General features: G+C 32.6%; 13 protein-coding genes. 7 read left to right on the top strand and 6 right to left on the bottom strand.

Annotated features, from left to right (window positions below; translation table 11 throughout):
- Complete coding sequence (locus BUA46_RS08135; RefSeq protein ID WP_019386751.1) at positions 1–1,173, top strand: hypothetical protein; 1,173 nt, start codon at positions 1–3, stop codon at positions 1,171–1,173.
- Between the two features lie 74 nt (positions 1,174–1,247).
- Here the strand turns inward: BUA46_RS08135 and BUA46_RS08130 are convergent, their stop codons facing one another.
- Complete coding sequence (locus BUA46_RS08130) at positions 1,248–1,568, bottom strand: toxin-antitoxin system YwqK family antitoxin (protein WP_019386752.1); 321 nt, start codon at positions 1,566–1,568, stop codon at positions 1,248–1,250.
- 384 nt (positions 1,569–1,952) lie between these two features.
- Between BUA46_RS08130 and BUA46_RS08125 the strand changes: the two genes are divergently transcribed.
- The 4 genes from BUA46_RS08125 to BUA46_RS08110 all read left to right on the top strand — a co-directional run bounded on the left by BUA46_RS08125 (position 1,953) and on the right by BUA46_RS08110 (position 6,861).
- Entirely contained in the window at positions 1,953–3,155 is a 1,203-nt protein-coding gene (locus tag BUA46_RS08125; protein ID WP_019386753.1) for a porin, read from the top strand.
- 72 nt (positions 3,156–3,227) lie between these two features.
- The gene (locus BUA46_RS08120) at positions 3,228–5,504 is read left to right on the top strand and encodes an inorganic phosphate transporter (RefSeq protein ID WP_019386754.1); all 2,277 of its coding nucleotides are present in this window, start codon (positions 3,228–3,230) and stop codon (positions 5,502–5,504) included.
- A gap of 82 nt (positions 5,505–5,586) precedes the next feature.
- Positions 5,587–5,868 carry a pyrimidine/purine nucleoside phosphorylase gene (ppnP, locus tag BUA46_RS08115; protein ID WP_019386755.1) on the top strand — a complete coding sequence of 94 codons (282 nt, stop codon included), beginning with the start codon at positions 5,587–5,589 and terminating at the stop codon, positions 5,866–5,868.
- A gap of 129 nt (positions 5,869–5,997) precedes the next feature.
- Complete coding sequence (locus BUA46_RS08110) at positions 5,998–6,861, top strand: OmpA/MotB family protein (RefSeq protein WP_019386756.1); 864 nt, start codon at positions 5,998–6,000, stop codon at positions 6,859–6,861.
- A gap of 69 nt (positions 6,862–6,930) precedes the next feature.
- Here the strand turns inward: BUA46_RS08110 and BUA46_RS08105 are convergent, their stop codons facing one another.
- From BUA46_RS08105 to BUA46_RS08085, 5 genes are all read right to left on the bottom strand, one after another.
- A complete protein-coding gene (locus BUA46_RS08105) occupies positions 6,931–7,434 on the bottom strand; it encodes an RDD family protein (RefSeq protein ID WP_019386757.1) in 504 nt (167 codons plus the stop codon).
- Positions 7,435–7,520: 86 nt separating this feature from the next.
- Positions 7,521–9,284, bottom strand: a complete 1,764-nt coding sequence (locus tag BUA46_RS08100; RefSeq protein ID WP_019386758.1) for a Na/Pi cotransporter family protein — start codon at positions 9,282–9,284, stop codon at positions 7,521–7,523.
- Positions 9,285–9,422: 138 nt separating this feature from the next.
- Positions 9,423–11,912 carry a ribonucleoside-diphosphate reductase subunit alpha gene (locus BUA46_RS08095; protein ID WP_019386759.1) on the bottom strand — a complete coding sequence of 830 codons (2,490 nt, stop codon included), beginning with the start codon at positions 11,910–11,912 and terminating at the stop codon, positions 9,423–9,425.
- A gap of 196 nt (positions 11,913–12,108) precedes the next feature.
- Positions 12,109–13,089 (bottom strand): ribonucleotide-diphosphate reductase subunit beta, encoded by a 981-nt coding sequence (locus BUA46_RS08090; RefSeq protein ID WP_019386761.1) that lies wholly within the window; start codon positions 13,087–13,089, stop codon positions 12,109–12,111.
- Positions 13,090–13,392: 303 nt separating this feature from the next.
- Positions 13,393–13,956 (bottom strand): DUF3109 family protein, encoded by a 564-nt coding sequence (locus BUA46_RS08085; protein WP_019386762.1) that lies wholly within the window; start codon positions 13,954–13,956, stop codon positions 13,393–13,395.
- Between the two features lie 110 nt (positions 13,957–14,066).
- On the opposite strand from BUA46_RS08085, the gene BUA46_RS08080 reads away from it, so the two are divergent.
- Entirely contained in the window at positions 14,067–14,654 is a 588-nt protein-coding gene (locus BUA46_RS08080) for a MarC family protein (RefSeq protein ID WP_019386763.1), read from the top strand.
- A gap of 56 nt (positions 14,655–14,710) precedes the next feature.
- On the top strand, positions 14,711–14,914 hold the full coding sequence (locus BUA46_RS08075) for a hypothetical protein (RefSeq protein WP_019386764.1): 204 nt from the start codon (positions 14,711–14,713) through the stop codon (positions 14,912–14,914).
- Positions 14,915–14,918 lie beyond the last annotated feature (4 nt).

The raw sequence follows: 14,918 nt of genomic DNA, 5'->3' as shown, positions 1-14,918 counted from the left end.
ATGAAAAAACAATTAATCTTAGGCATAGCATTAGTTTCAATGATATTCTCATGCTCTACTGACGACACTGCAGATATTATTATAAATGATAACAGTGTTACTAACAACACTTCAGGTGGCGGATCTACAGACCCTCAAACTATTTTCTTATCTGGAACATATACTGAAGATTTAACTTTAGACGCGAACATAACCTATAAATTAAATGGATCTTTAATCATGGCAAGCGGAACAACATTAACTATTCCTGCCTGCATGACTATAGAGGCTTTAGCTTCAGGATCAAATGTTTATATCGCCATTTCTCAAGGTGCAAAGATAATAGCAAATGGAACTGCCGATTGCCCAATTGTATTTACATCTGACGCTACCAACCCACAAGCTGGAGATTGGGGAGGATTAATTTTATTAGGAAATGCGCCTATTAACTCAGTAACAGGAACTGCTACTGCAACTTCAGAAATTGCGAGTTTACCTTACGGAGGAAATGTTGCAGATGATAATTCAGGATCTTTAAACTACGTTCGAGTTGAGTATTCTGGTGGTGCTGCAGATGGACAATCAGAAAATAACGGATTTTCTTTTTACGGTGTAGGTAGTGGTACTGTAGTAAATTATATTCAAGCTTATGCAGGAAAAGATGATGGTATTGAGTTTTTTGGTGGAACCGTTAACGCAAGTTATGTGTCGGTTATCAATGCTGAAGATGACTCAGTAGATTGGACTGAAGGCTATTCAGGAACGTTAACACATGTTTACATTTCAAACAGGGCTTCAGATGATAAAGCTATTGAAGCAGATGGGTACAATACAGACTTTAGCAATGCCACAGGTATTTTCTCTAAACCAACTTTAAATAATGTCACTATAGTAGGCGAAGGTTCAACAAATTCTTCTGAAGCAGTAAGACTTAGGGCTGGAACTCAAGGTATATTTTCAAACATTCATATTACTGGTTATGCTGAAGGGTTTGATTTAGATGATGAAGATACCGGTAATGGTGTAGTAAGTGATGATTTACAAGTAACAGGCGTAACTTTTGTTGATGTAACAACTAAAATGAAGAATGATACAACGGTAATTTTTACTGATTCAGATTTCTATACTGGTGAAGGTTCTGCAACTGGAACAGACTATGCCACTTGGGGAGCCAATTGGACCTTTAGTAATTAAATTATACAAGCCTAATAAAAACCAAAAGCATCCTAAATAGGATGCTTTTTTGTTTTGTACGTCTTTATAAGTAATTACATAGACGCGACATTATTAGTATAATTGACTTCTTTTTTAACTCCGTCAATCCAATAAATCCATTTGCCGACTTTTTTACCATTATCATAATTTGCTGAAACTGATTTTTTGCCTGCTGTATCAAAACTTAACCATTCACCGTGTAATTTACCATCTAACGTATAAGTCCCAGTTTGACTTACAACGCCATTGTCATGATAGTAAACAACTTCAATTAAATTGGTGTCTTCATTAAGCTTTAAATCTCTCTTTTGCTTTTCTTGAGCAAAAGAAACCACAGTAATTAAAAAGGCAAGAAATAAAATAAATTTCTTCATAATTATGGGTGTTTAACATTATACCCCAAAGATACAAATTACATAACCTTAAAGCAACACTTAATTAACATTAAGATAACATTAAGCTTGTATTTATTTGATTTACAGTTTGTTAAAATAAAAGATTTAACATTGGAAAGTTAATAATTAATTAATATTGAGATTACATTAAGATTAACTAAAAATTAGATATTTGCTTCGTCTTGAGACAAAAAATTAGTATTTCATATAATCTATTAGTTTTTGTCGACTACATTATCATGATTTCTAATGAGACTGCCTTAGGCCAAGGCAGTCTTTTTTATGCGAAAATTTAATAGTTAGGAAACATTGAGTTAACATTTGAGTTGTTTATTTGCAACGACAAAAATTAATGATATACTAATGAAATTAAAAATTACCCTAATAGCACTTTTTTTGTTTGCTATTAACGTTACCGCACAAGAAATCAGTGATACTTCTTTTGGAAAAGGATTAATTAACTTCACTGCTAAAGACAGCTCTTTTAGTGTAAAATTTGCACCTCGTTTTCAGGTTCGTTCTATATCTTCTTGGGATCATGATGGAGACCAATATGGAAGTCCAGAACACAACTTTATTGTACGTCGTGCTCGATTAAAATTCGATGGTTTTGCCTATAGCCCTAAACTTAAATATAAAATTGAGTTAGGCTTATCAAACAGAGATATCTCAGGAGCTAATGATTATAACAGAAATACCCCACGTTACATACTAGATGCCGTTATTATGTGGCAATTTGCTGAAAACTGGGAACTTTGGGCAGGACAAACTAAACTTCCTGGAAATGTTGAGCGTGTCGTGTCTTCGGCAAATCTTCAACTTATTGATCGTTCTTTATTAAACAGTCGATTTAACATAGATCGTGATTTAGGAATTCAACTCCGTCATAAATCCAATTTAGGAGGCAACTTCTTAATGCGTGAAAAATTTGCAATTTCACAAGGTGAAGGGCGTAATGTAACTGAGGGGAATGAAGGAGGATTACAATATACTGCTAGACTAGAACTTTTACCTTTCGGGGCTTTCAAATCTAAAGGAGATTATAGTCAATCTGATTTAAAACGTGAAGCAAAACCAAAATTAATGTTAGGCTTTACCTATAACTATAACCAAGACGCGGTTAGAGAAAGAGGTTTTGCAGGTGATTATATGGAAAGAACGGACGGAACAATTTACGAAACAGACCAGACGACCATATTTGCAGATGCGATGTTTAAATTTGATGGATTTTCATTTATGGGTGAATATGCTAAACGTACCGCAGATAATGAAATTGCTACAGAAGCTGATGGTGTAACACCTACTGGAGATATCGTTCTAACTGGTAACGCTTTAAATTTACAAGCTGGTTATTTATTCAAGAGTAATTATGAACTTGCAGCTCGATTTACAACGGTTGAATTCGAATCAATTACAAGTACTTTACCACGTAAACAATATACAATTGGTTTAAATAAATTTATTGTTGGTCATAAATTAAAAGTACAAAGCGATTTAAGCTATACTACTATTGCAGGTAACGAAGATAATATTACCTTTAGGCTTGGTTTTGATTTACATTTTTAATTTAAAAAAATAACAATTACGTAACATTTCAGACCTTATCAGTCAAGATATTTGCAAAATATATAAGTAATTATGGAAAATTTGTACACATTCATGTTAATCGCCATTACCATATTAGCCGTAGCTGATATCGTTGTAGGTGTAAGTAATGACGCAATTAACTTCTTAAACTCAGCAATTGGTTCTAAAGCAATCTCTTTAAGAACCATAATGATTGTTGCGAGTTTAGGTATTTTTATTGGAGCTGTTTTTTCAAGTGGTATGATGGAAGTTGCCAGAAAAGGTATTTTTATTCCTGCTCAATTTGAATTTGGCGAGCTCATGTTAATTTTTATGGCAGTAATGATTACTGATATTCTGCTATTAGATTTTTTCAACACCCTTGGGTTACCAACTTCTACTACTGTATCTATTGTATTTAACTTATTAGGTGCTGCTGTAGTGATGTCTATAATCAAGATTAGTGCTTCCAGTGAAGAAACTCTAGCAGATTTAGGGAATTATATTAATACAGAAACTGCCCTGACTATTATTAGCGGAATTTTACTTTCTGTTTTAATAGCCTTTACAGTTGGAGCGCTTGTTCAATGGATTTCTCGTCTTCTTTTTACATTTAACTATGAAGGTAAAATAAAAAAGTTCGGTATCTTTTTTGGAGGTTTAGCATTAACAGCCATTACCTATTTTATCTTTTTAAAAGGATTAAAAGGAACACCATACTATAAAGACTTAAAAGGACTTGTAGAAGGAAACGAATCTATGATTATTCTTGGAAGTTTTGTTTTCTGGACTTTGTTTTCATTCATTTTTGAAAAAATTACTAAAAAAACCGTTTTACTTGTTGTTATTGGTGTAGGCACCTTTGGACTTGCATTAGCATTTTCTGGTAATGATTTAGTAAACTTTATTGGTGTACCAATGGCAGCATATCACTCTTATGAGGCTTGGATAGCTAATGGTATGGATTCTACAATGTCTATGGCTGTGTTAGATAAGAAAGTACCTGCAGAACCTTTATTGCTATTTATCGCTGGAGCTATTATGGTACTTACTTTATGGCTTTCTAAAAAGGCAAAAACCGTTGCAGAAACTGAAATAAGTTTATCAAGACAAGGTGAAACTCACGAGAAATTTGAGCCTAATGCATTGTCTAGAGCCATCGTAAAAGGGTCTACGAGTTTATCACAATACTTTAGCGCCATTATTCCTAATTCATTACAGAACAGCATTGGGAATAGCTTTAAGAAAACAGATGTCATTCTTACAAAAGATCAAAGTATTGACGCTCCTGCTTTCGATATGATTAGAGCCTCAGTAAACCTAATGGTTGCTGGTGTATTAATTGCTATTGCTACTTCAATGAAATTACCTCTATCTACAACCTACGTAACGTTTATGGTTGCCATGGGTTCATCTCTTGCCGATAAAGCTTGGGGAAGGGAAAGTGCTGTTTACAGAGTAGCTGGTGTTTTAAATGTTATTGCTGGCTGGTTCGGAACTGCAATCGGAGCTTTTGTAGCTGCTGGAACTGTTGTGTTTTTAATAAACTGGAATCCTCAAGTGATGACTCCAATATTATTACTAATTACAGCTTTCTTATTATATAGAAACTATAAATCGCATCAAATCAGTTCTTCAAAAGTTGTTGAAGAAGATAGTTTAAAAGCAACTGGAAGTAAATCTGTACAAGGTGTTATTCACGAAAGCGCAAGTAATATTGCAAACGTCGTTAAACGAGGAAATAAAATTTATAGCAATGCTGTAAATGGTTTAGCAAAACAAGATTTAAAAATGCTTAAGAAGAATCAAAAACAAGTAGATAAACTTTCTACTGAAGTTGATAACTTACGTGATAATATATTCTTTTTCATTAAAAACTTAGAAGAAACAAGTTTAAGAGCTAGTAGTTTTTATATTAATATTCTAGGGTATTTACAAGATATGACGCAGTCTTTAGAATACATCTCTAAAGTAAGTTACAAGCATATTAACAATAATCATAAAAAGCTTAAGTTTAGTCAAATCAAAGAACTTAAGGAAGTTGAAGACGCTTTAGAGGATTTATTTAACAATGCTAAAACTGCCTTCGATACACATTCGTTTGAACATGTTGGAGAAATTATTGAACGTAAAAAAGTAGTTTTCGATTTAGTAACTGATAAGATTAACAAACAAGTATCAAGAACTAGAAATGAAGAATCTAGCCCAAAAAACACAACCCTTTACTTTAGTATTTTATTAGAAACCAAGGATTTATTAACGGCAACTATGAATCTTTTGGAAGAATATTACCATTCGCATGACGCTTCGGTAAAACCTGCCAAACTACCTGAAAACGTAGAAGAATAATTTTTAAAATATAAAATTTATTATAAAAAACACCTCAATTGAGGTGTTTTTACATTTAGAACTTAAACACAAAATTTAATTTATGATTTCAACAAATGAATATTTTGATGGCCATGTAAAATCTTTAGGCTATGCATCAGCAAAAGGAAAATCTACTGTTGGTGTTATGGAAATAGGCGAATACGAATTTGGAACATCTACTCATGAAACTATGGTAGTCATAGAAGGTGAAATGGATGTTAAACTCCCAGGAAGTTCCAATTGGGTAACTTTTAAATCAGGCGAATCTTATACAGTTGATGCCAACGAAAAGTTTCAGGTTAAAGTCCCAGTTCAAACTTCATATTTATGCCAATACAAATAAGTTGTTCTAGGCTTGAAATCCATTATATAAAGCATCATTTTAAATGATGCTTTTTTTTATAAAAAATTCACATTTCAACGTCTATAAATCAACTTTAAACGTACATAATAAAAACCTAAAGTTATTATTATGAAAAACATTTCAATTTTATTATTAATTACAGTATTCACCTTTTCGTGTGTTTCAAAAAAGAAGTATCTAGCCTTACAACAAGAAAATGGTGAGATTAAAAGTGAATTACAAAAAACACAAGTTGCTAAAGAAGATTTAGAAGCTAAATTTGAACAAATTCAAACTCGTGTTGATGCTTACAATTCTAAAATCGCATCTCTTAAGCTAGAAAACGACTCTAAATTAGATGTTGTTGAAGGTGTTGCTTTTATGTCGAACAACTCAAAAGCCAAAATGCGCGAAACTTTACAACACGTTAGTGCTGAAAAATTAACGAATGCAAAAACGCTTAAAGACTCTATGAATTTAGCTGTTGCTTATAATCTTGAAAAAACAATAAGCGAAAGCAATATGAACGAAGATGAAGATTTTGCAGTAAATATTAATGAAACTGTTGTAATGATTTCTATTGCTGATAATATGTTATTTAATAGTGGTAGTTATAGATTAAGTTCTAAAGCCGATAATGTTTTAAAGAAGTTAGCAGACGTTATTAACTCTGAGCCAAGTTTAGATGTTATGGTTGAAGGGCATACAGATTCTAGAACAATAAATACAGGTCACATTACTGATAACTGGGATTTAAGTGTATTAAGATCAACTTCTGTTGTTCGTAAATTACAAGAAGAATATAACGTAGCTCCTGAAAAGTTGATTGCATCAGGAAGAAGTAGTTACCAACCTATCGCTGAAAATGATTCGGCTGAAAACAGATCGAAAAACAGACGTACAAGAATTATCATTCTTCCAAACATTGATAAATTTTTCGCTTTAATGTCTGAAAACAATGAAGCAGTAGCAGAAAATACTATATTAGATTAATTAATCCATTTTAATGTAATACGAAAAGCATCCTTTTACGGGATGCTTTTTTGTTTCTAAAAATAGATGTTATAATTCTTGAGCCACACCTATTTGGTTTAATTCATGTAGCGACCTTTTTTTTGCTTCAAATCTATCAATTTCAACCACGTAGGTATTCGACATAGAGTCGTGCCAGCCTCTACCATCTTGCCCTAAAAATGAAAATGCTTCAAACGGTATTAAACGGCATAAACTTCTTATAAAAATATCTTGAAAAGTTGGTTTACTTCCGTCTTCCATTACTACTATGGTTTTTGTTGCAAACTTCCCGAGAGATTTTTGAAAAGGCACTTCTAACAAGCAAAAGTATGCAAGCATGATGGATATACTGAATATAAATGAACCGATAGTTCCCATTGATGCGATAAAATTTAAAGGCCCTGAAATTCCTAAAAGCTCAAAAACCCCTAGTATTAGACCAATTATAAAAGAAAACGCGTAGTAACCTATCGTGTCTATTACCATGTTAATAAATCGTTTTTCTTTACTTGCGTATAAGTCTGCGGTTACTAAAAAATTGTTTTGATCCATATCTAAGTTTTAAGCATTAAATATAGTATTTTTAGTACAAAAAATTGCATTAAATGTTGCTGCTTTTCCAGAATAAATTTAGAGAGCTAACTCTCTTCTAAAAGTGAATCTGTTTTGCCATATAACAATTCTGCAACCTCAATTAATTTTTTTATCACGTCGTTAACATTGGCAAAATCATTAAATAAAGACGATGCCATTTCAGTAGTTATTAAGTTTTTTCGAATAAGCTTATCGATAGATTTATTACTTAATCTAATATTTTCTTTAGCCTCTTTTTTTAATTCCTTTAATTTTAATGCATACTTCTTCGAATCTTCTTCAGTTCTAAATAAATAAATTACGCGTAGCACTTTCGTGAGCTTCTTTCTGTATTCATTATACTCTTTTAGCAAATGTTTACTATCGGCATGCAGTGATAGTTTGATGTTTTTGTTTATTTCTCTAACAATCTTAACAATTTCAACCATTTTTCGGTTAGCAATTTTAATATCAATTATAGACTGATGTTGTTTTTTATTAAGCTTCAAATCATTTTGAGTTGTTGTAGCGTATCTAATGATTTCACCATAAATAGTTTTCACCTTACTATAATAAAGTTCATCCACATCAATATTCATATCTTCAGTAGATTTTTTAATGACTTCTTTAATTTTCAAATCCGATTTTACATCTTCTCTATGGAGATTTAGTCCATGCGTTACAATTTCAAAAATGGTGTTTTTATACAAATATTGCGACTCTTTTATTAAAGATGAAATGGCGGTACTTGGGAAACTCAGTATGGCTTCATTAAGATATTTAGGCTCGTCAATAGCCTTTTTATCTGCAGCTTGTTCCTTGAATACTTTCAACAACAACTTTTCTAATTTACCTACAAAAGGAATCATTAAAATGACCCCAAGAATATTAAAAATAGTATGAAACATAGCCAGTTTCAAAGTATAATCTGTGGCGGCAATATGCACTAATTCTGAAATAATGTTCACGAATCTTGCCAACGGAAAAATGATTGCTAAAGCTACAATGCCTGTAGTTAAATTAAAAATTAAGTGAGCTCCTGCCAGTCTTCTTCCTGCTATATTAGCTCCTAAAGACCCTAAAACCGCCGTAATTGTGGTACCAATATTGGCACCAATTGCTAAGGCTAATGCGTTTTCATATTCAATTTGTCCAGCAGAAAGCGCCGTTAAAATTAAAGCTAAAGTGGCGCTACTAGATTGTAAAATGGTTGTAATTATAATTCCAAGACCAGTATAAATGACTACTCCCAAATAACCTGAAACCGCATATTGAGTTAAGTCTATATAATCTTTAAATACATCGAATCCTTCTTTCATGTAATGAATTCCTAAAAAGAAAAAACCTAAACCAGCCAACACGTTGCCGAGTCCTTTTAGGGCTTCTTTTTTTTGAAATGAAAAAATGATTCCGAATACCAACATGGGCATTGCTAGGGCAGAAATTTTAATTTTTAGTCCAAAACCTGCAACTAACCACGCTGTAGTTGTCGTACCGATATTTGCTCCGAATATTAGGCCTAACCCTCCGCCTAAAGAGATGAGACCAGCGCTTATAAATGAAATAGTAATTACAGAAACAAGTGAACTCGATTGAATTAAAGCCGTTACAAAGGCGCCTACAGAAATACTTTTATAAAGTTTATTTGTCGCTTTTTTTAATATGGTTTGAAGCGGGCCTTTAGTAAAAACTCTAAAACCTTCTTCCAACATAATCATACCGAAGAGCAAAATAGAAACTCCGGCTGAAATGGTTTTAAAATTTGGATTTAAATACAATAAAACCCCTAGAACAATTAAAAGTCCAAAAAAAATAGACCTTTTTACCATATGAAGTATTTTAAATGGTATTGAAGATAAAAAAACTAGAGTTATTTTAAATAAAAAAAGACATCTTTTTCAAGATGTCTTTTTTATAAATTTGGGGTTCCCCCTTTCGAGGGAACAAACCCAATAATAATGAATTAATTAAGATCCACACATTAAACAATCATCACCTTCAGCTTCTTTAGCTTGTGCAATGAGTGCTTTCATTTCTTCGGCAGACATAGGTTCTACCTCTACTTCTTGGTTCTTTTCCTTAGCAAATTTAGCCGCATTTTGTGCCGCCAATTTCTTTTTCTTAGCATCTTGCTGTTCTTCAACAACATTAGTTACTTCAACAACCTCAGCTGCTGGTTCTTCCATTTTAGTTGTTTTCAAGGTAAATTTAATGGCATCAACAGCGCTCTTAGTACGTAAGTAGTACATTCCTGTTTTTAAGCCACTTTTCCATGCATAAAAATGCATAGAGGTTAATTTAGCCATGGTTGCACCTTCAAGGAATAAGTTAAGTGATTGTGACTGATCGATGAAATACCCGCGATGACGCGACATATCAATTATATCTTTCATACTTAACTCCCAAACCGTTTTGTAAAGTTCTTTGATATCTTGAGGGATGATATCTATTCCTTGAACGGAACCATTAGCTCTCATGATGTCTTGTTTTAAGTTTTCATTCCAAAGTCCTAATTCTACTAGGTCTTCTAATAAATGCTTATTCACAACAATAAATTCACCAGATAATACACGACGGGTGTAAATATTAGAGGTATAAGGCTCAAAACACTCATTATTTCCAAGAATTTGAGAAGTTGATGCAGTTGGCATTGGCGCTACTAAAAGTGAATTACGAACACCATGTTTTAACACTTGCTTACGTAATTTTTCCCAATCCCAATTGCCACTTAACTCATCATCTTTAATATTCCAAAGGTTGTGTTGAAACTCACCTCTACTTATTGGTGAACCTTCATAAGTTTCATAAGGACCTTCAGCTTTGGCTTCTTCCATACTTGCCGTTACCGCTGCATAATAAAGGGTTTCAAAAATATCTTGATTTAATTTTTTAGCCTCGTCACTTGTAAAAGGCATACGTAATTGAATAAATGCATCCGCTAATCCTTGCACACCTAAACCGATTGGTCTGTGTCGCATATTAGAATTTTTTGCTTCAATTACAGGGTAGTAATTTCTATCTATAACGCGGTTTAAGTTTTTTGTTACACGCTTAGTAATTCGGTATAATTCCTTATGATCGAATTCACCATTTTTAATAAACATTGGTAATGCAATAGAGGCTAAATTACAAACAGCCACCTCATCAGGAGAGGTGTACTCCATAATTTCGGTACATAAATTTGAAGAACGAATAGTTCCTAAATTTTTCTGATTCGATTTACGGTTTGCCGAATCTTTATATAGCATGTAAGGCGTACCCGTTTCAATTTGAGATTCTAATATTTTCTCCCAAAGCTCACGTGCTTTAATAGTTTTTCGACCTTTACCTTCGGCTTCGTATTTTAAATACAATGCTTCAAATTCTTCACTGTGTGTTTCTGGTAATCCTGGACATTCGTTAGGACACATTAACGTCCAATCGCCATTTTCTTGAACACGTTGCATGAATAAATCTGAAATCCACATCGCATAAAATAAATCGCGCGCACGCATTTCTTCTTTACCATGATTCTTTTTCAAATCTAAAAACTCAAAAATATCAGCATGCCAAGTTTCAAGGTAAATAGCAAAACTTCCTTTACGTTTTCCTCCACCTTGATCTACATAACGGGCCGTATCATTAAATACACGAAGCATTGGCACGATACCATTACTCGTTCCGTTTGTTCCGGCAATATAACTTCCTGTAGCACGTACATTATGCATTGCTAAACCTATACCTCCTGCAGATTGAGAGATTTTAGCCGTTTGTTTTAAGGTATCGTAAATTCCATCTATACTATCTTCTTTCATGGTTAAAAGAAAACATGAAGACATTTGCGGTTTTGGTGTACCCGCATTAAACAATGTTGGTGTAGCGTGAGTAAAATATTTTTTAGACATTAACTCATAGGTCTCAATGGCTGCCTCTAAATCATTTAAATGAATTCCAATTGAAACACGCATAAGCATGTGTTGTGGACGTTCAGCAATTTTGCCATTTAGTTTTAATAGATAAGAACGCTCTAGGGTTTTAAATCCGAAATAATCATAACCAAAATCGCGGTTATAGATTATTGTAGAATCTAAACGCTCTTTGTTTGCCATAATAACTTCGTAAACGTCATCAGCAAGAAGCGGCGCGTCTTTACCTGTTCTTGGATTTACATATTTATGCAAATCTTCCATAACGTCGCTAAACGTTTTTTTTGTGTTTTTGTGTAAGTTAGAGACAGAAATACGTGCAGCTAATCGTGCATAATCTGGATGTGCAGTAGTCATGGTTGCAGCAACTTCAGCAGCAAGATTATCAAGCTCGCTAGTTGTTACGCCGTCATAAAGTCCTTCTATAACTCGCATAGCGACTTTTAATGGATCCACTAATTCGTTTAATCCATAACACAATTTTTTTACTCGGGCAGTGATTTTATCGAACATAACTTGTTCTTTTCTACCGTCTCTTTTTACTACATACATTGTTTACACTTTTTTTAGTATTTCTGATACACCTTCAGAAAAATGGTTAGTTAATAGGCCAAACCTGTTTAGCCCAAGAGCCAAAACATGCTTGATTGATTTAATTAATTTAATAAGTTTGTTTAGTATATTTTCCTTCGCAGGAAATGTCATTTTAATTGAACTTCAAAATACTTCGTTTTGAATAGGGAGTCAATTAAAAATCGGCGTCGAAACTGAATTTATCTTTTTCTTCTTCTTTATTTAGTACGCCCGCTTTTTGATATTCAGACACTCGCTTTTCAAAGAAATTTGTTTTTCCTTGTAAAGAAATCATGTCCATAAAATCAAATGGGTTTGCTGTATTATATTCTTTATCACAACCTAACTCAAACAAAAGTCTATCGGTTACGAATTCCAAATATTGAGACATTAACACAGCATTCATACCAATTAAACTAGCTGGTAAAGATTCTGTTATAAATTCACGTTCTATATCTAAAGCATCAACTAAAATCTCGCGAATACGAGCTTTAGGCACTTTGTTTATTAAATGTTTGTTATGTAAATGCACAGCAAAGTCGCAGTGTACACCTTCATCACGAGAGATTAATTCGTTTGAAAACGTTAATCCTGGCATTAAACCTCTTTTCTTTAACCAGAAAATAGAACAAAATGCTCCTGAAAAGAAAATCCCTTCTACTGCAGCAAATGCAATTAAGCGTTCAGCGAAACTTGGAGATTCAATCCATTTTAAAGCCCAATCTGCTTTTTTCTTAATGGCAGGAAAATTTTCTAAGGCATTGAATAATAAGTCTTTTTCTTTTTCGTCTTTTACGTAAGTGTCAATTAACAGAGAATATGTTTCACTATGAATATTTTCCATCATAATTTGGAACCCATAGAAAAATTTAGCCTCACTGTATTGTACTTCATTTACAAAGTTTTCAGCTAAATTTTCATTTACAATACCATCACTAGCTGCAAAAAATGCCAAAATGTGTTTAATAAAATAACGCTCGTCATCATTTAATTTCGTAGACCAATCTGTAAGATCTTGATGTAAATCAATTTCTTCTGCAGTCCAAAAACTTGCCTCAGATTTTTTATACCATTCCCAGATATCATGATGTTGAATTGGGAAAATAACAAAACGATCTTTGTTTTCTTGAAGAATGGGCTCTACGACTTGAGACATAATGATTAGATTTTTTTAATATTAGTTAAACGACAATTTTCTTCGGTTACGGGTTCACAAAGATTGTAAAATGATTGCTATTTTTTTCAAAATTTCATGAAACCTTTTCAACAAGTTTTTAACAAATAAAAAAAACACTGATAATCAGAAAGTTTACAATAAAAATTGGTTAAAATTCTGATTATTAATTACTTAACATTTTTAAAAATTAAAAAAGTTAACAAAAAAATATTATGTTTTTTAGCGAAGAACCCTTTTAAACAAAGGGATTTTTGGGTATTTTTTTTGGATATTTTTGGGTTGTTAAAAAGTTTCTGCAACCTTCTCTAATTCGGCGTACCAATCTTCACCAAATTTCCTGATTAAAGCCTCTTTTACAAATTTGTAGATAGGGATTTGTAATTCTTTACCAAGCGCACAAGCATCATCACAAATTTGCCATTTATGATAATTTACTGCAGAAAATTCAGAATAATCTTGGACACGAACGGGATATAAATGACAAGATACAGGTTTCTTCCAACTAACTTCGCCTTGATTATAAGCTTCTTCAATGGCGCAGAGGGCCACTTTTTTTTCGTCAAAAATAACATAAGCACAATCTGCACCGTTAATTAATGGTGTTTCCAGTTCGCCTTCTTCTGTAGTAATGTAGGCACCTTGGGCTTCAATAACATCAATACCTTCTTGACGTAAAAATGGTTTTACCTTGGGGTAAATGTCTTTTAAAATTTGAGCTTCTTCTTTTTCAAGCGGGGCGCCAGCATCGCCATCAATACAACAGGCACCTTTGCAAGCCGATAGATTACACAAAAAATCTTTTTCAATAATATCTTCAGACACTATCGTTTTACCCAACTGAAACATAAAAAATGCTCTTAAAAATAGTTTACAAAAATAGATAAACTTTGACTTTATTTTTAAGATAATTAAGTAATAATGCTATATTTTTGCCGAAAATTTAAAACTTACGGATTATGCAATTAAATTTTAAAGAAATATTCACAGCATTCATGATTTTATTTGCAGTAATTGATATTGTAGGTAACATTCCTATTGTTATTGACTTAAGAAAAAAAGCTGGTCATATACAAAGTGAAAAAGCATCTATTATTGCAGGTGTGATTTTAATTGTCTTTTTATTCTTAGGAAAAAGTATTTTAAACTTAATTGGGATTGATGTGAATTCGTTTGCCGTTGCTGGTGCTTTCATTTTATTTTTTATAGCATTAGAAATGATATTAGGTATTACATTATACAAACAAGAAGAGCATGATTCTATGACTACGGCTGTGTTTCCTTTAGCATTCCCTTTAATTGCTGGACCAGGTAGTTTAACCACCTTGCTATCTTTAAGAGCCGAGTTTAGAACAGAAAATATAATAGTTGCTGTTTTAATTAATGTTATTATTATTTTTATAGTACTTAAAACGTCTTCGAAAATTGAGCGCTTAATTGGGCAAAATGGCATAAATATCATTAGAAAAGTATTCGGAGTTGTTTTATTAGCTATTGCTGTAAAACTGTTTGCTCACAACATTAAAGCGTTATTTGATGTGGTTTAAAAACCATTGTGAGGTTTGTAATTTAGATTATTGGTAACCATTTAAAAATTGAATAAATGAAGATATTTACTATAGTTCTTAGTGTGATTGCACTTGGTTTAATTGTATTTAATTTTACACAAGTTAATTTTAATGCCCCTTTTGAAGGTGATAGCATTGTTGCTGTTATAACTATTGTAGCTTCATTGTGTGTTATTATGATGATGGCTATTTTAAGAACCTCAAAACGTATCGAACAAAAAGTAAAAGGACACAAATAAATAT

The organism is Algibacter luteus (genome assembly GCF_900141715.1).
Classification (GTDB): domain Bacteria; phylum Bacteroidota; class Bacteroidia; order Flavobacteriales; family Flavobacteriaceae; genus Arenitalea; species Arenitalea lutea.
This window is presented reverse-complemented; position numbering and strand designations above follow the sequence as displayed.